Origin of the sequence: Flammeovirga sp. OC4 (assembly GCF_000812565.1) — a bacterium.
Taxonomy (GTDB): Bacteria; Bacteroidota; Bacteroidia; order Cytophagales; family Flammeovirgaceae; genus Flammeovirga.
Window position 1 is genome coordinate 55,276 of sequence record NZ_JTAM01000006.1, and the last position, 15,144, is coordinate 70,419.

Below are 15,144 nucleotides of genomic sequence, written 5' to 3' on the forward strand. Positions count from 1 at the left end.
ATTGACAATATTAAACGGAATCTTTTGAAATAAAAGTAAAAAAGAATGAAAGGAGATAGGACGATTGAAGATCCAAGGTTAAGAGCATTTAAAAGGTTATTGGATATCATGGACGATTTGAGGGAAAAATGCCCTTGGGATCAAAAACAAACTTTAGAGTCATTACGACACCTTACAATAGAGGAAGTGTATGAACTTTCTGATGCTATTATTGAAGACGATAAAGCAGAAATAAAAAAAGAATTAGGTGATGTAATGCTTCATTTGGTCTTTTATGCCAAAATCGGTTCTGAGATAGGAGATTTCGATATTGAGAGTGTGCTTAATTCTATTTGTGAGAAATTGATCGTAAGACATCCGCATATTTACGGTGATGTTGAGGTGGCAGATGCTGAGGAGGTAAGCCGAAATTGGGAATTGATTAAGCTGAAAGAGAAAGAAAATAAAAATAAAACAGTGTTGGGAGGAGTACCAAAATCACTGCCTGCACTGTTGAAAGCATTAAGAATCCAGGATAAATCAGCAGGGGTTGGTTTTGAATGGGATAACAAGGAAGATGTTTATAAAAAGGTAGAAGAAGAATTACAAGAGTTGCAGGAAGAGGTTGTTGCTCACGATAATGGAGCAGATAATTTGGATAAAATTGAAGATGAATTTGGAGATGTAATGTTCTCAATGATCAATTATGCCCGTTTCTTGAATGTGAACCCTTCAGATGCATTAGAGAGAACGAATAAAAAATTTATAGATAGATTCAATAAAATGGAAGAAAAAATGGGACATGATAATGTTGATTTTGAGGGGCTTTCATTAGAAGAGATGGATAAGTATTGGGAAGAAATCAAAAAAAATGAAAAAAAATAAAAACTTTTTTGTCTACATCTTAAATCTAATTGTCTAATCTATACAAAAGCTTTATCTGGATATTTATAAGTTTTTAGTCCAATTTGTTATTCGTTAATTATGGTGTTATGGTAACTTTTAACTTTAAAAAGAAAAACAATTCATCTCATTCTACAAAGCATAAAAACTATGCAGACCGTTTTGAGACTGCAATCAAAAATCTTGACTTGTATGTTGAGGAGGAAAAAGTTAGAAATAAGATGGAATTGAATAAGAAATTTGAGGGATATATCCTCTAATTCATTGTCAATCGAAAACTATAGATAAAGTATACTTTTTATGTATACTGAAAAGGTTGCTTGTGAGTCAATAACTTTACAAGCAACCTTTTTGTGTTTAAGGAAATTGGGTTTATTACTCTTCTGTAGAGTCAATAATATCAATATCCGAAATTAGTACTTTTTTGGAAATACTCTTTCCTGTAGGAGTAGCCGCCAAACCACCTAAAGCAGTTTCTTTATAGCGGTCTTCCATACTTTGTCCTACTTCTCCCATTGCGTCTACACATTCATCAACAGGAATAACACCACTGACATTTGCAATCGCAATTTGAGCTGAAGAGTTGGCAATCGCAGCAGCACTAGCATTCCTTACCACACAAGGAACTTCTACAAGGCCTGCTACAGGATCGCATACCAAGCCCAACATACATTGAGTAGTGATGGCTACTGCATTAAAAATCATGTCAATATCACCACCGAGGCAATGTACCACTGCACCAGAGGACATTGCAGCAGCAGTTCCTGTTTCAGCCTGACAACCGCCAACAGCACCTGCAATACCCGATTTTTTCTCCATAATTAGAGCAATACCAGCAGCGATGAGCAATCCTTCATAGATTTTTTCATCCTCAATGTTGTGTAACTCTTGTAAAGTGACAAGTACGCCAGGTAAAATCCCAGATGCACCAGCAGTTGGAGCAGCTACTACTCTGCCCATGCAGGAGTTGACTTCTTTGGCTGCTAAAGCACGTGCTACTAAAAGTTTGAATTCTTCAGAAAGTACGTTGATTGGAGTTTTCATTACCTTTTTACCTCCATTTTCGATCATGCCAGATCGTGAGGTCATATCTTCATGAAGACCTGTTTTTACAGCATCTTTCATGACGAGGAAAGCGTTCTTTAGTGCAGTTTGGATTTCATCTTTGGTGCGCTCCTTTTCTCTGATTTCATACTCAAGAACAGGTTGATAAAGAGGAATATTTTTCTTTACACAATACTCTTTCCATTCTAAAAATGTTTCAAAAAGTACGGCCATGTTATGATAGTGTTTATATGGTTAGTATTTTTATCCCGAAATTTAAACAAAAGAAATAATTCAACCTCGAATTTTCTATTTTTATGAGCAATCAAATCCTAACAGACTTCGGGAATATAGCTTTATTCGTCATAGTAGGTGTCATTTTTGTTTTAGGCGGTTTAATCGCTTCTAGTTTATTACGCCCCAACAGACCAGGTCATGAAAAATTGACTACCTATGAATCTGGAGAGGATCCAGTAGGTTCAGCATGGGGAGGTTTTAATATAAGATTTTATATTATCGCTCTCATTTTTCTTCTTTTTGAAGTAGAGATTTTATTCTTATTTCCTTGGGCGACAGTATTTGGTGATGCAGAAAAAATAGAACAGACCAATGGAGTTTGGGGTTGGTTTGCTTTGGTAGAGATATTTCTTTTTGTAGGAATATTGATTGTAGGCTTAGCTTACGTTTGGAAAAAAGGCTTTCTAGATTGGGTAAAACCAACGACTACAGAAAGTTCTTCTCAAATAGCTAAAGATTTTGACAAGAATCTTTACGATCAATTTAATAAGCAATACACTAAATAATATTAGTTTGAAATCTATTCATCTATTTTTTTATATAGCAATAGGGGTCTATTTTTTTGTTTCTTGTGATCCTAAAGATGAGGTCTTATCCTCTGACCCTAATATAAGATTATCGTTTTCTCAAGACACTATTTTCTTTGATACCTTATATACATCAAAAGTAGATGAAGGGATAGATATGCCCAGTACCACACAGCGTTTTAAAGTCTATAATAGTAGCGAAAATGCAGTGAATATAGCTGAAATATCACTTTCTGACCCAGATAATGTGTATCAATTGCTGATTAATGGTCAGGCATCAGATAAAGTAGAAAATACTTTTTTGAGGGGTGGAGATAGCATGTTGATTTTTGCTGAAGCTAATATTCCCCATGAAAATAACGATGAAATTCGAGAGTTTACAGGAAGTGTCAACCTTTTCACTAACGGGAATAGACAAGAAGTAATCTTAAGTGCTTTTGCAGAAGACCCTAATTACATTTCTGGTGGTGAAGTAATTGACGGTAATGTTATTTGGCCTAAAGGAAGACCTTATGTTATTATGGACTCTTTATTTGTTTCCGAGTCATCTTCTTTGACTGTAGAGGCAGGTTCAAGGTTGGTTTTTAATAATGATGCAAAAATCCATGTGAGCGGTTCATTAAAGCTACAGGGGACAGTTGAAGATACAATTCGTTTGGAGAGTATTCGGGTAGATGGAAGATACTTCAATTCACCTGGACAATGGGGAGGTTTAATATTTGATTCATTGAGTAATAACAATGAGGTAAAGGGAGTTCATTTAAAAAATGCTACCTTTGGACTTTATATTTACCATCCAGACGAAGATGATATTATTGATTTAACTGTAGAAAACTCTACAATTGAGAATATTTCTCAGGTGGGAATAAATGCGATAGGGGCAGATGTTTCTGTAATTAATTCAATTATTAGCCATACAGTAAGTAATGCATATAGTCATTCGTCAGGCGGTAAATGTAATTTTATCTACAATACAGTCGTTAATGAGAATACAGGCTTTTTTAGAGAAGGGCCATCTGTAAGTTTTGGAACATCGGAGGATGAAACAATAAATGCTATCGATTTAACACTAAAGAACAGTATTATCTGGGGTAGTTTAAGAGAAGAAATATTAATTCTTGATGGGGTAAATAGTATAAGTGTAATGCATAATTTACTAAAATCACCTAGAGAGGATTTTGATCAATCAAATATTTTAAATACCGATCCCTTTTTTAAAGTGCCCTATTCTTACAATTATCAATTATCAGAAGAAAGCCCTGCTAGAGATGCAGGAGTGGATGTTGTTGGGATTGAGACCGATCAAGTTGGTGTATCAAGAAATTCACCTCCAGATATTGGAGCCTTACAATATGTGCCAGACCCGACTGTTGTTCCTGTAGAGTAAATAAATGCTTTTTAAATCAGAAACATAAGTACTTTTGTACTGTTTAACTTTATCGAAATTGAAGAAACAAATTCTAATTTTATTTTATTTCCTATCTATCTCATTATTATCATTCGGACAGAAGATTCAGGAACTTAAACTACTTGATATTAAACAGATGACCCAATATGACGGTCGATTTGATTTAAGTGGTATTTCTTATCAAGAAGATAATATTTATGTCATCGCTGATAAAAAGGAAAATAGTCATATCTATAAGTTGAAATGGGGGAAAAAAAACTGGACGATTTCCCCTGCAGTAACTTTTGATTTAGGTGTTGATATAGATATAGAAGGTGTTGCATTGTATAATGAGGATGCTTATTTGATAAATGAAGCCAATAATGAAGTGTATAAGGTGGATTTGAAAAATGGGAACTCTTCTAAACTATCAATTGATTGGAGCAAATTAAAACTTCCTAAGAAGAAATGGCAAAAAAATGCTGGTTTTGAAGGGATTGCCATTGATGAAGAAAAGCACATTCTCTATTTAGCAAAAGAAAGAGACCCAAGATTTGTAATAGAAATTGACTTAAATAACAATACAATCATAGAGGAGTACGATGTTAAAAAGACGTGTTCTAGGGATTTTGCGGATTTATATTTCTATAAAGGGTTTATCTATGGAATAGAACGAAATGCTTTATGTATTGCTAAAATAGATCCTGTAACGCATAAGGTTGTACAGCATTTAAGTTATAAAAACGTTGCAAGCAGAGACGGAGAAAAGTTATACGAACCCGTAAAATACGGTATGGCTGAAGCATTAATGATCAAAGATGGCGTGATTTGGCTCGGTTGGGACAATAATGGAGAAGAAGTTTCTGATTTTGCGAAAGAAAAATATAACCTAACAGGAAACCTTCCAGTGATAATGTTACTTGAATTACCTGATGCTGAGTAATTAAATATTCAAACAAATGTCATTAAACCTAACTTTTTCTCACTAGAATCGGTTTGATTCATTAGCAAAACATAAAATTTGGCTGTTAAATGTAAAAGATTTTAAATTCATGTAGATATTTCTGCTAACTACTTGGATTACAAAAAAAAGTGTTATACTTTTGCAGTCCAAACCTCGGGAAACTACGTTTATAATTTAGACATGAGCGCAAGTCCTAAACTACTTAATAATAAGAAACATTGATTCTGTTATAAAGAATTTTAGCGTCAAACGCTTCAGTTCTCCGAGAAGTTTGTGCACTTAGGCATAAGAAATCGCAGGAGGTCCCTGCGTGTAGGTAAATAACAGAACGAAAATGTTACAGCCAAAAAGAGTCAAGTTCAGAAAGAGACAAAAAGAAAGAAGTAGAAGCCATGGTATCGCGCAGCGCGGTCATAGCGTTTCTTTCGGTAGCTTCGGTTTGAAAGCTCTTGAAGGTGGTTGGATCACTGCTCGTCAAATTGAGGCATCTCGTATTGCGATGACTCGTGCGATGAAGCGTGAAGGTCAGGTATGGATCCGTATCTTCCCTGATAAGCCAGTTACTTCAAAGCCAGCCGAGGTACGTATGGGTAAGGGTAAAGGTGCCCCTGCTTATTGGGTTGCTCCAGTGAAAGCCGGAACAATCTTGTTCGAATCTGATGGAGTATCAATCGAGAGAGCTCAGGAGTCAATGAGATTGGCTGCACAAAAGCTCCCAATCAAAGTGAAGTTTGTAGTTCGACCAGACTACGTAGGATAAGCTTAGAAGATGAAAACACTAGATTTAAAAAAGCAGGTGAACGCAATGTCTTCAGAAGAGTTAGCAGAGAACATTAAAACTTCTCAAAAGCAGCTTGAAGATTTAGCTTATGCTCATGCAGTATCACCATTGGAGAACCCAATGCAACTTAGTTCACTAAGAAAGCAAGTAGCTCGTTTAAAAACGGCGTTGCATGCAAAAGTGACTGTTGAGTTGGAGGAAAAGGTTAAAGCTGAGAACGTAACTCGTGAGTCAATCACAGAGTTCTTGAACAAGTCAACGTTTTTAGCACCTGTAAACAAGAAGATGGTCTTAAGAGCCATCGAGAAAGTTAACAACTAAGATACCTGACAGAGGATCATGGAAAGAAACTTCAGAAAGCAGCGTACTGGAATCGTTGTAAGCGACAAAATGGATAAGTCAATCACAGTGCAAGTGGAAACACGTCAAAAGCACCCGATGTACGGTAAGTTCATCAAGACGACTAAGAAATTTATGGCGCACGACGACAGCAACACTGCAGGTATCGGAGATACCGTTAGAATCATGGAGACGCGCCCAATGAGTGCGCGTAAACGTTGGAGATTGGTGGAGATCGTAGAGAAAGCGAAGTAATTCCTTTTTCGATCCATCGAAAATTAATTTTTTACAATCACCAAAAAAAGAATCCTTAATAGGATAGGAGAATGATACAACAGGAATCAAGACTGTCAGTAGCAGATAACTCAGGAGCAAAAGAAGTTTTATGTATTCGCGTATTAGGCGGTACTAAAAAACGCTATGCTTCAGTGGGCGACAAAATTGTCGTTTCTGTGAAGTCAGCTATCCCTTCTTCAAACGTTAAGAAAGGGACTGTATCTAAAGCGGTTGTTGTAAGAACAAAAAAAGAAGTTCGTAGAAAGGACGGTTCTTACATTCGTTTCGAAGACAACGCTGCGGTTTTATTAAACCCGCAGGACGAGCCAAGAGGTACTCGTATCTTCGGACCAGTCGCAAGAGAGCTTCGTGAGAAGCAATTTATGAAAATCGTTTCGTTAGCACCTGAGGTACTCTAAGAGTTATGAATAAAAAATTCCATATCAAAAAAGGCGACAAAGTAACGATCATCTCTGGAAACCACAAAGGTCAAGAGGGTGTAGTACTTACTGTCGACCGTGAGAAGGAACGTGCTACTGTTGAAGGTGTGAATATGGTTACAAAACACATCAAACCAACAGCTGAAAAGCCTGAGGGCGGTGTGAAAAAAATGGAAGCACCAATTCACGTTTCTAACATCATGTTAATCGATCCTGAAACGGGAGAATCAACTCGCGTAGGTCGTAAGCAAGACGAAAACGGTAAGTTGAAAAGATATTCTAAGAACACTGGAAAATTTATCGACTAATGGCTACAGCGACAAGATTAAAGGACAAATACCAGGAGGAAATCGTTCCAGCATTAAAGGAGCGTTTCAATTACAAGTCTGTAATGCAAGTTCCAAAATTGGAAAAAATCATCATCAACCGTGGTGTTGGTGAAGCAGTTGCAGATAAAAAACTTGTAGACATCGCAGTAGAAGAACTTTCTACTATCTCTGGTCAAAAAGCAGTTCCAACGATGTCTAAGAAATCAATCTCGAACTTCAAATTACGTGAGGAAATGCCAATCGGTGCTCGTGTAACATTAAGAGGTGACAGAATGTATCAATTCTTAGATCGTTTGATCACAATTGCTATTCCTCGTGAGCGTGACTTCCAAGGTATCAAAGATAAATTGGACGGTCGTGGTAACTACACTTTAGGTGTGAAAGAGCAGATCATTTTCCCAGAGATCAAAATTGATCAAGTAAAGAAAGTGACAGGTATGGACATCACGTTCACTACTTCTGCAAACACAGATGAGGAAGCTTACGAGCTTCTGAAATTATTTGGAATGCCTTTTAAGAAAAAGTAGTAAACACGAGAAATTATGGCAAGAGAAGCGATAAAAGCAAGAGAACGTAAGCGTGAAAGACTTGTTGCAAAATATGCAGCAAAACGCAAAGCGTTAAAAGAAGCAGGTGACTGGGAAGGTTTAGATGCTCTTCCTAAGAACTCTTCACCGGTTCGTTTACACAATCGTTGTAAATTAACTGGACGTCCAAAAGGTTACATGCGTAAGTTTGGTATTTCACGTGTTACATTCCGTGAAATGGCATCAGCAGGTAAGATCCCAGGCGTTACAAAATCGAGCTGGTAATTTAATTTAGGAACCTACAACATTTAGTGTTGTAAAAATATTTGCAAGCAATGGCAATGACAGATCCTATAGCGGACTACCTTACAAGACTTAGAAATGCGATTAGCGCTAATAAGCGTATCGTTGAAGTTCCTGCTTCTAATCTTAAGAAGCAAATGACTAAGGTACTGCATGAGAAAGGCTTCGTTCAAGGCTACAAGTTTGAGGATGGTGTAAATACTCAAGGTGTAATTAAAATCGCTTTGAAATACCACCCAGTAACTAAGCAACCTGCGGTTGTTGACTTAGAGCGTGTTTCACGTCCAGGTCTCCGTAAGTATGCTAACGCTAAGAGCATGCCGCGTGTATTAAACGGTTTAGGTATCGCAATCCTTTCTACTTCGAAAGGTGTGATGACTGACAAAGAAGCACGCGAATTAAACGTTGGTGGAGAGATTCTTTGCTACGTATACTAAGAGTAATAGAAATACTTTTATTAAATAATTGGCTGACCGCTTTCCTTAGTCGAAAGCCTTAAGCCGTAATAGTAAAAACCATGTCAAGAATTGGTAAAAAACCTGTTACTATCCCTTCAGGTGTTGAGGTAAAAGTTACTGATGCTAACGTATTAGTAGTGAAAGGCCCTAAAGGTGAATTACAACAGGAAATCAACAAAGACATCAATATTGAGATTGAAGGTTCTGAAGTACGTTTCGTACGTCCATCAGATCATAAAGATCACCGCTCAATGCACGGTCTTTATAGAGCTTTAACTCAAAACATGGTGACTGGTGTGTCTGAAGGATACAAAAAGTCATTAGAGTTAATTGGTGTCGGTTTTAAAGCATCGGTACAAGGTCAATTATTAGACCTTGATCTTGGTTATTCACACCGTATCCTTTTCCAAGTTCCAGCGGAAATCAAGGTGAGTGCTGAAACAGCTAAAGGTAAAGCTCCAGTTGTTACTATCGAAGGTGTAGACAAACAACTAGTTGGACAAGTAGCTGCAAAAGTTCGCTCATTCAGAAAGCCAGAACCATACAAAGGTAAAGGCGTGAAGTATGTTGGTGAAGAGATTAGAAGAAAAGCAGGTAAAGCTGCTGGTAAAAAATAACAAGTATGGCCACTAAGAAAGATCTGAGAAGACTGAGAATCAAAAGGGGCATTCGTAAGAAAGTTTCTGGTACGCCAGAACGTCCTAGACTCTCTGTATATAAGAGTAACACTGCAATCTATGTGCAGTTGATCGACGACCTAAACGGCCGTACTGTTGTTGCCACAAGCTCTCGCGAGATTAATGCTGATAGCAAATCTGCGAACATTGCTTTGGCTTCAGAAGTAGGCAAAAAGGTTGCTGAAAAAGCTACAGCTGCTGGTATCTCTACGGTTGTATTTGACCGTAACGGTTACCTTTACCACGGTAAAGTGAAGGCGTTAGCAGAAGGTGCTAGAGAAGGTGGTTTGAAATTCTAAAGAAGTTGTCAGAGATGAAACAGAACGTAACAAAAGTAAAATCAGCCGATCTAGAACTTACAGAAAAAGTTGTTGCTATTAAGCGTGTTGCTAAAGTAGTAAAAGGTGGTAGACGCTTCAGCTTTTCTGCTATCGTAGTTGTAGGTAACGGTGATGGTGTTGCAGGTTATGGTTTAGGTAAAGCTAACGAAGTAACTGATGCAATCACTAAAGGCATCGACGACGCTAAGAAAAACCTTATGAAGGTTCCAGTATTGAAAGGTACTGTACCACACCCTCAAAAAGGTAAATTCGGTGGCGGACGCGTGCTAATCAAACCTGCTTCTGCAGGTACTGGTGTTATCGCAGGTGGTGCGATGCGTGCAGTGCTTGAATCAGCAGGTGTTCATGACGTATTGGCAAAGTCGCAAGGTTCTTCTAACCCACACAACGTGGTTAAAGCAACTTTCGACGCGTTACTAAAAATGCGTGATCCACGTATGGTAGCGGAACAACGCGGCGTGAAATTGAGCAAAGTTTTTAACGGCTAATCAAAAATTTAATCTGTTATGGCAAAGATCCGTATTACTCAGGTTAGATCGTTGATCGGTCGTCCTGAAAGACAAAAACGCACAATTAAAGCACTTGGTTTAGGAAAAATCAACAAAACTGTGGAAAAAGAAGTAAATCCACAGATCCTTGGCATGGTTAAGGCAGTTGATCACCTAATCAGTGTTGAAGAGTTGTAAATTCTTTGTACTTTTGCACAAGGCATTAGTACTTTAAAGGTATTAATTGGGAAACAGTCATGAAACTGCATACACTAAGTCCTGCGAAAGGCGGTAAAGTTCGCCAAAATAAGCGCGTAGGTCGTGGACAAGGCTCAGGCCGTGGTGGCACATCAACACGTGGTCACAAAGGTGCTAAGTCTCGTTCTGGTTACAGCCAGAAGTTTGGCTTCGAAGGAGGTCAAATGCCATTACAGCGTCGCGTGCCTAAATTTGGCTTCAAAGCTCCTTTCAGAGTTGAGTATAGCGTAATCAACTTGGATGATATCCAAAAGATCGCTACAGAGAAAGGAATTACTACTTTCGCATTTGAGACATTCGTGGAGTTAGGCGTTGTTGCTAAGAACGGTTTAGTTAAAGTTCTTGGTAATGGTGAGCTAACTGCAACAGTAGAGATTTCGGCGAACGCTTTCTCTGCATCTGCTAAAGAGGCAATCGAAAAAGCAGGCGGAAAAGCGATTACATTGTAAGAAGCTATGAATAAGTTTGTCAAGACACTGAAGAACATTTTTTCAATCGAGGAACTCAGAGATAGGATTTTCTACACTCTGGGTTTCCTAGCGATTTTTAGATTGGGGTCGTATATCGTCCTTCCAGGAGTTGATCCAAGTGCACTATCTGATTCTTCAGGTGGTCTTTTGGGGATGTTAAACATCTTTTTAGGTGGAGCATTTACGCGTGCCTCTATCTTCGCTCTTGGTATTATGCCTTACATTTCGGCATCCATTGTGATCCAATTGTTAGGTATGGCTGTCCCTTACTTCCAGCGTTTGCAGAAGGAAGGAGAGTCAGGACGTAAGCGCATGAACCAAATTACGCGTGTTTTGACGATCGTGATTACTTTAGCTCAGGGATCAGGGTATTTATACTCTACAATTCCTAATGAAGCTATCGTAATCAGCCAGTCATTATTCTACCCAGCATCAATGATTATTTTGACTGCGGGTACGGTATTCTGTATGTGGCTTGGTGAAAAAATCACGGAGAAAGGAATTGGAAACGGTATTTCAATGCTGATCATGATCGGTATTATTTCAGGTTTTCCAACGGCAATTGTTCAAGAATTCCAAACACAGGGATTCAGTATCATTTTGGTAGTTGAATTAGTTGCTTTATTCTTTATCGTAATGGGAGTTGTTTTATTAAACGCTGCCGTTCGTAAAGTACCAGTGCAATATGCACGTCAAGTTGTTGGTGCTGGAGGTAAGAAGCGTACGCTTGCTACAGGTCAACGTTCATACATTCCTTTAAAAGTGAATGCTGCGAACGTGATGCCTATTATCTTCGCTCAATCTCTTATGTTCCTTCCTTCATTGATTGCTGGTGTTTGGGCAGACGATAGTGATGCCGCTAGATGGGTAATGCAGAATTTCTCTGATTACACATCTTTTGCGTATAATTTCACTTTTGGTATGCTTATTCTTATTTTCACTTATTTCTATACTGCTATCACGATCAACCCTGATCAAATGGCAGAAGATTTAAAGAGAAATAACGCATTTGTTCCAAATGTCAAGCCAGGTGAAGAGACTTCAAGTTTTGTAAGTTGGATTCTAGATCGTATTACTTTACCTTCAGCTATCTACTTAGCAGTAGTAGCTATCTTACCTGCTTTTGCAAGTATGTTAGGGGTAAGTTCAGCCTTCTCAAGATTCTATGGTGGTACATCATTGATCATTATGGTAGGTGTGATCTTGGATACATTACAGCAAATTGAATCGTACTTGCTAATGCAAAACTATGATTCGATGATGAAGTCTGGTAATATCAAAGGCCGCCAAAATGTGGCAACAGTCTAATGGTATACTACAAAACAGAAGAAGAGATCGAGCTTATGCGCAAATCGGCTGATTTACTCGGTCGTGCACATGGTGAGGTCGCAAAAAATATTAAAGAAGGGGTTAGCCTTAATGCTTTGGATAAAATCGCTCAAGAGTTTATCCAAGATAATGGGGCTCACCCCTCATTCTTGAATTATAATGGGTTTCCTGGTACTTTATGTATGTCATTAAATGACGTTATTGTACATGGTTTACCATCTGATTATATACTGAAAAGTGGTGACATCATATCATTAGATTGTGGTGTTTTGCTTGATGGTTTCCATTCAGATAGTGCCTATACTTACCCTGTAGGGGAAGTAGATGCTGAAACAATCAAACTTTTAAAGGTTACTCAAGAGTGCCTTCAGAAAGGGATTGATGAATGCAAAATCAATAACAGAATTGGTGACGTCAGTTATGCTGTACAGCAACACGCTGAAATGCATGGGTATGGAGTAGTTAGAGAATTGGTAGGACATGGTTTGGGTAAAAACCTCCATGAAAAACCAGAAGTACCTAATTACGGAAAAAGAGGAAGAGGCTTAAAAATCAAGGATGGATTGGTAATCGCTATTGAACCGATGATCAACATGGGGACAAGAGCGATCACACAAGACCGTGATGGTTGGACAATCCGTACAAGAGATCGTAAACCTTCTGCTCATTATGAACACACAGTCGCGATTGTAAATGGTCAAACTGAGGTGTTGACAACATTCAAGTACATCGAGGAAGTATATCCGTTTTAATTAATAATCAAATGCCAAAACAGTCAAACATTACCCAAGACGGTACGATCGTAGAGGCACTTTCTAACGCCATGTTCCGTGTGGAGTTGAAGAATGGACACCAGGTAATAGCTCATATTTCTGGTAAGATGCGTATGCACTACATTCGTATTCTCCCTGGTGATAAAGTACGTTTAGAAATGTCACCTTATGATCTTACTAAAGGAAGAATTGTTTATAGATATAAATAATTCAAAAAAATGTCTATCTTTGCACGCTCGCGTTTAATTTTATTCATTTAAGTTAACATGCGAAAACAAAATAAGGGAATTATTCCCTCTATTTTTGCATTTAAGAAGGTAGGTTATGTGCATGTGATGTTTTTTATAAGGATAAACTGAGCATGGATAGGCGACTTTCGGGTGCCTTGACATTTTAAATCAAGGATTTATAACGTTTTCTAAACAAGTGGAGCAATGAAAGTCAAAGCTTCTATCAAAAAACGCAGTGCGGACGATAAGATCATCCGCCGCAAAGGCAAATTGTACGTTATCAACAAGAAAAACCCTAGACATAAACAACGTCAAGGTTAATTCTTAGTACAATAAGCGATAGTTAAATTTAGTTTTACAAAGTAACCGTTCACAGTAAAACATGGCACGTATTGCAGGTGTTGACATCCCAAATAACAAAAGAGGTGTAATTGCATTAACTTACATCTTTGGAATTGGTAGAGCGTCAGCGGCAGATATCCTTGCTGAAGCAGAAGTAAGCCAGGATAAAAAAGTTCAAGATTGGACTGACGAAGAATCACAAAAGATTCGTGAGCTTATTACAGAAGGTCACAAAATCGAAGGTGAGTTAAAATCAGAGATTCAATTAAACATCAAGCGTTTAATGGATATCGGATGTTACAGAGGTCTTCGTCACAGAAGAGGTTTGCCAGTTCGTGGTCAACATACCAAGAACAACTCACGTACTCGTAAGGGTAAGCGTAAGACAGTTGCAAACAAGAAGAAATAATTTAGTTTTTAGCGCTTAAGCTGAACAATAAGAATTATGGCTCAAAGAAGAAAAAACGAAAAAGCGAAGAAAAGAGTAGTTAATGTTACTCAGGAGGGAGAAGTACATATCAAGGCTTCTTTTAACAACATTATCATCTCTTTCACCAACAAAGAAGGACAAGTGATTTCTTGGTCTTCAGCTGGTAAAATGGGCTTCAGAGGCTCAAAGAAAAACACTCCTTACGCTGCGCAACAAGCGTCATCAGATGCTGCGAAAGTAGCTTATGACTTAGGTATGCGTAAAGCAGAGGTTTTTGTTAAAGGTCCAGGATCAGGTCGTGAAGCGGCTATCCGTACCGTACAAAATTCAGGTATCGAAGTAACTATCATCAAAGATGTTACTCCTCTACCTCACAACGGTTGTCGTCCTCCAAAAAGAAGAAGAGTCTGATACGACCTTCTCATCTTTTTGAGAATACAATCATTGAGTGTGTTAAAACATTATTTGTAAGGTCTGTCGTCTTAAGCCACGGCAGAGATCATTAGCACCTCCTGAATTAAATTATTATAGACACTCCTAAAATTCTAGAGAAAAATGGCTAGATATACAGGGCCTACGTCGAAGATTGCTAGAAAGTTTAATGATCCAATCTTCGGGGCATGCAAGGAACTAAAAAAGAAGGCGTATCCTCCAGGACAGCACGGTAAAAACAGACGTCGTAAGCAGTCTGAATATGCTATCCAGCTTGCTGCTAAGCAGAAAGCTAAATACACTTACGGTGTATTAGAGCGTCAGTTCCGCAACGTTTTCGAAAAAGCTGCCAACAAATCAGGCATCACAGGTACTAACTTGCTTCAATTGTTAGAAGCTAGATTAGACAACGTAGTATACCGTTTAGGTTTCGCTCCTACTCGTCGTGCTGCTCGTCAGTTAGTATCGCACAAACACATTACTGTGAACGGTAAAGTAGTGAATATTCCTTCATATACTTTGAAGTTTGGTGACGTGATTGGTGTTCGTGCTAAGTCACAAACAAACAAAGTGATTAAGGAAGCAACTTCTGGTAAACAACGTACTGCATACTCTTGGTTAGAATATAACGCTGAGAATATGACAGGTAGATTCGTTCAGTTCCCAGAACGTGATGAAATTCCTGAACAAATTCAAGAGCAACTTATCGTCGAGTTGTACTCTAAGTAATATAGATCTTTGGAAAAAGCTTCTAAGAAGATTATCTTTAATTTTCTTAGGAGCTTTTCGTATGAGCTCTTATTAAATTTATTAAAACCAC

Annotated in this window: 26 protein-coding genes; 25 read left to right on the top strand and 1 reads right to left on the bottom strand. The window is 38.1% G+C overall.

Going from position 1 to position 15,144, the window contains the following annotated elements; all coding sequences use genetic code 11:
* The first annotated feature begins 45 nt into the window (after nucleotides 1-45).
* Both mazG and PL77_RS31740 read left to right on the top strand, forming a co-directional pair.
* Nucleotides 46-864 (top strand): nucleoside triphosphate pyrophosphohydrolase, encoded by an 819-nt coding sequence (gene mazG, locus PL77_RS06585; RefSeq protein ID WP_172665812.1) that lies wholly within the window; start codon nucleotides 46-48, stop codon nucleotides 862-864.
* Between the two features lie 107 nt (nucleotides 865-971).
* Complete coding sequence (locus tag PL77_RS31740; RefSeq protein WP_156152273.1) at nucleotides 972-1,142, top strand: hypothetical protein; 171 nt, start codon at nucleotides 972-974, stop codon at nucleotides 1,140-1,142.
* Between the two features lie 115 nt (nucleotides 1,143-1,257).
* Here PL77_RS31740 and sdaAA read toward each other — a convergent pair whose 3' ends face one another.
* Nucleotides 1,258-2,160, bottom strand: a complete 903-nt coding sequence (gene sdaAA, locus PL77_RS06590) for an L-serine ammonia-lyase, iron-sulfur-dependent, subunit alpha (RefSeq protein WP_044203076.1) — start codon at nucleotides 2,158-2,160, stop codon at nucleotides 1,258-1,260.
* An 83-nt stretch (nucleotides 2,161-2,243) separates the two neighbouring features.
* Between sdaAA and PL77_RS06595 the strand changes: the two genes are divergently transcribed.
* The 23 genes from PL77_RS06595 (at nucleotide 2,244) to rpsD (ending at nucleotide 15,053) form a co-directional block, all read left to right on the top strand.
* On the top strand, nucleotides 2,244-2,729 hold the full coding sequence (locus tag PL77_RS06595) for an NADH-quinone oxidoreductase subunit A (RefSeq protein WP_044203078.1): 486 nt from the start codon (nucleotides 2,244-2,246) through the stop codon (nucleotides 2,727-2,729).
* Between the two features lie 7 nt (nucleotides 2,730-2,736).
* Nucleotides 2,737-4,137: a choice-of-anchor Q domain-containing protein gene (locus PL77_RS06600; protein ID WP_044203080.1), complete on the top strand. Its 1,401-nt coding sequence runs from the start codon at nucleotides 2,737-2,739 to the stop codon at nucleotides 4,135-4,137.
* A 58-nt stretch (nucleotides 4,138-4,195) separates the two neighbouring features.
* Nucleotides 4,196-5,080 (top strand): SdiA-regulated domain-containing protein, encoded by an 885-nt coding sequence (locus tag PL77_RS06605; RefSeq protein ID WP_156152274.1) that lies wholly within the window; start codon nucleotides 4,196-4,198, stop codon nucleotides 5,078-5,080.
* A gap of 355 nt (nucleotides 5,081-5,435) precedes the next feature.
* Nucleotides 5,436-5,861, top strand: a complete 426-nt coding sequence (rplP, locus tag PL77_RS06610; RefSeq protein ID WP_044203083.1) for a 50S ribosomal protein L16 — start codon at nucleotides 5,436-5,438, stop codon at nucleotides 5,859-5,861.
* Between the two features lie 9 nt (nucleotides 5,862-5,870).
* Nucleotides 5,871-6,203: a 50S ribosomal protein L29 gene (rpmC, locus tag PL77_RS31315; protein ID WP_063768999.1), complete on the top strand. Its 333-nt coding sequence runs from the start codon at nucleotides 5,871-5,873 to the stop codon at nucleotides 6,201-6,203.
* Between the two features lie 18 nt (nucleotides 6,204-6,221).
* Nucleotides 6,222-6,476, top strand: coding sequence for a 30S ribosomal protein S17 (gene rpsQ / locus PL77_RS06620; RefSeq protein ID WP_044203085.1), 255 nt, complete (start codon nucleotides 6,222-6,224; stop codon nucleotides 6,474-6,476).
* A 71-nt stretch (nucleotides 6,477-6,547) separates the two neighbouring features.
* Nucleotides 6,548-6,916, top strand: a complete 369-nt coding sequence (gene rplN, locus PL77_RS06625) for a 50S ribosomal protein L14 (RefSeq protein WP_044203087.1) — start codon at nucleotides 6,548-6,550, stop codon at nucleotides 6,914-6,916.
* Between the two features lie 5 nt (nucleotides 6,917-6,921).
* Complete coding sequence (gene rplX, locus PL77_RS06630; RefSeq protein WP_044203090.1) at nucleotides 6,922-7,245, top strand: 50S ribosomal protein L24; 324 nt, start codon at nucleotides 6,922-6,924, stop codon at nucleotides 7,243-7,245.
* Complete coding sequence (gene rplE / locus PL77_RS06635; protein WP_044203091.1) at nucleotides 7,245-7,793, top strand: 50S ribosomal protein L5; 549 nt, start codon at nucleotides 7,245-7,247, stop codon at nucleotides 7,791-7,793. Before rplX ends, rplE begins: the two co-directional genes overlap by 1 nt.
* A 15-nt stretch (nucleotides 7,794-7,808) precedes the next feature.
* A complete protein-coding gene (gene rpsN, locus PL77_RS06640) occupies nucleotides 7,809-8,078 on the top strand; it encodes a 30S ribosomal protein S14 (protein ID WP_044203093.1) in 270 nt (89 codons plus the stop codon).
* A 56-nt stretch (nucleotides 8,079-8,134) separates the two neighbouring features.
* Nucleotides 8,135-8,533: a 30S ribosomal protein S8 gene (rpsH, locus tag PL77_RS06645; RefSeq protein WP_044203351.1), complete on the top strand. Its 399-nt coding sequence runs from the start codon at nucleotides 8,135-8,137 to the stop codon at nucleotides 8,531-8,533.
* An 80-nt stretch (nucleotides 8,534-8,613) separates the two neighbouring features.
* A complete protein-coding gene (gene rplF, locus PL77_RS06650) occupies nucleotides 8,614-9,171 on the top strand; it encodes a 50S ribosomal protein L6 (protein ID WP_044203095.1) in 558 nt (185 codons plus the stop codon).
* 5 nt (nucleotides 9,172-9,176) lie between these two features.
* Nucleotides 9,177-9,530, top strand: a complete 354-nt coding sequence (gene rplR, locus PL77_RS06655; RefSeq protein ID WP_044203097.1) for a 50S ribosomal protein L18 — start codon at nucleotides 9,177-9,179, stop codon at nucleotides 9,528-9,530.
* 14 nt (nucleotides 9,531-9,544) lie between these two features.
* A complete protein-coding gene (rpsE, locus tag PL77_RS06660; protein ID WP_044203098.1) occupies nucleotides 9,545-10,060 on the top strand; it encodes a 30S ribosomal protein S5 in 516 nt (171 codons plus the stop codon).
* An 18-nt stretch (nucleotides 10,061-10,078) separates the two neighbouring features.
* Nucleotides 10,079-10,258, top strand: coding sequence for a 50S ribosomal protein L30 (rpmD, locus tag PL77_RS06665; RefSeq protein ID WP_044203100.1), 180 nt, complete (start codon nucleotides 10,079-10,081; stop codon nucleotides 10,256-10,258).
* 59 nt (nucleotides 10,259-10,317) lie between these two features.
* Complete coding sequence (rplO, locus tag PL77_RS06670) at nucleotides 10,318-10,767, top strand: 50S ribosomal protein L15 (protein ID WP_044203102.1); 450 nt, start codon at nucleotides 10,318-10,320, stop codon at nucleotides 10,765-10,767.
* Nucleotides 10,768-10,773: 6 nt separating this feature from the next.
* A complete protein-coding gene (secY, locus tag PL77_RS06675) occupies nucleotides 10,774-12,096 on the top strand; it encodes a preprotein translocase subunit SecY (RefSeq protein WP_044203103.1) in 1,323 nt (440 codons plus the stop codon).
* Nucleotides 12,096-12,869 (top strand): type I methionyl aminopeptidase, encoded by a 774-nt coding sequence (gene map, locus PL77_RS06680; protein WP_044203104.1) that lies wholly within the window; start codon nucleotides 12,096-12,098, stop codon nucleotides 12,867-12,869. Before secY ends, map begins: the two co-directional genes overlap by 1 nt.
* Before the next feature lie 11 nt (nucleotides 12,870-12,880).
* Nucleotides 12,881-13,099 (top strand): translation initiation factor IF-1, encoded by a 219-nt coding sequence (gene infA, locus PL77_RS06685; RefSeq protein ID WP_044203105.1) that lies wholly within the window; start codon nucleotides 12,881-12,883, stop codon nucleotides 13,097-13,099.
* Nucleotides 13,100-13,324: 225 nt separating this feature from the next.
* Entirely contained in the window at nucleotides 13,325-13,441 is a 117-nt protein-coding gene (gene rpmJ, locus PL77_RS31490; protein ID WP_082026427.1) for a 50S ribosomal protein L36, read from the top strand.
* Nucleotides 13,442-13,502: 61 nt separating this feature from the next.
* Nucleotides 13,503-13,871 (top strand): 30S ribosomal protein S13, encoded by a 369-nt coding sequence (rpsM, locus tag PL77_RS06690; protein WP_044203106.1) that lies wholly within the window; start codon nucleotides 13,503-13,505, stop codon nucleotides 13,869-13,871.
* 36 nt (nucleotides 13,872-13,907) lie between these two features.
* Nucleotides 13,908-14,303 carry a 30S ribosomal protein S11 gene (gene rpsK, locus PL77_RS06695; RefSeq protein WP_044203107.1) on the top strand — a complete coding sequence of 132 codons (396 nt, stop codon included), beginning with the start codon at nucleotides 13,908-13,910 and terminating at the stop codon, nucleotides 14,301-14,303.
* 144 nt (nucleotides 14,304-14,447) lie between these two features.
* Entirely contained in the window at nucleotides 14,448-15,053 is a 606-nt protein-coding gene (gene rpsD, locus PL77_RS06700; protein ID WP_044203108.1) for a 30S ribosomal protein S4, read from the top strand.
* Nucleotides 15,054-15,144: the final 91 nt, after the last annotated feature.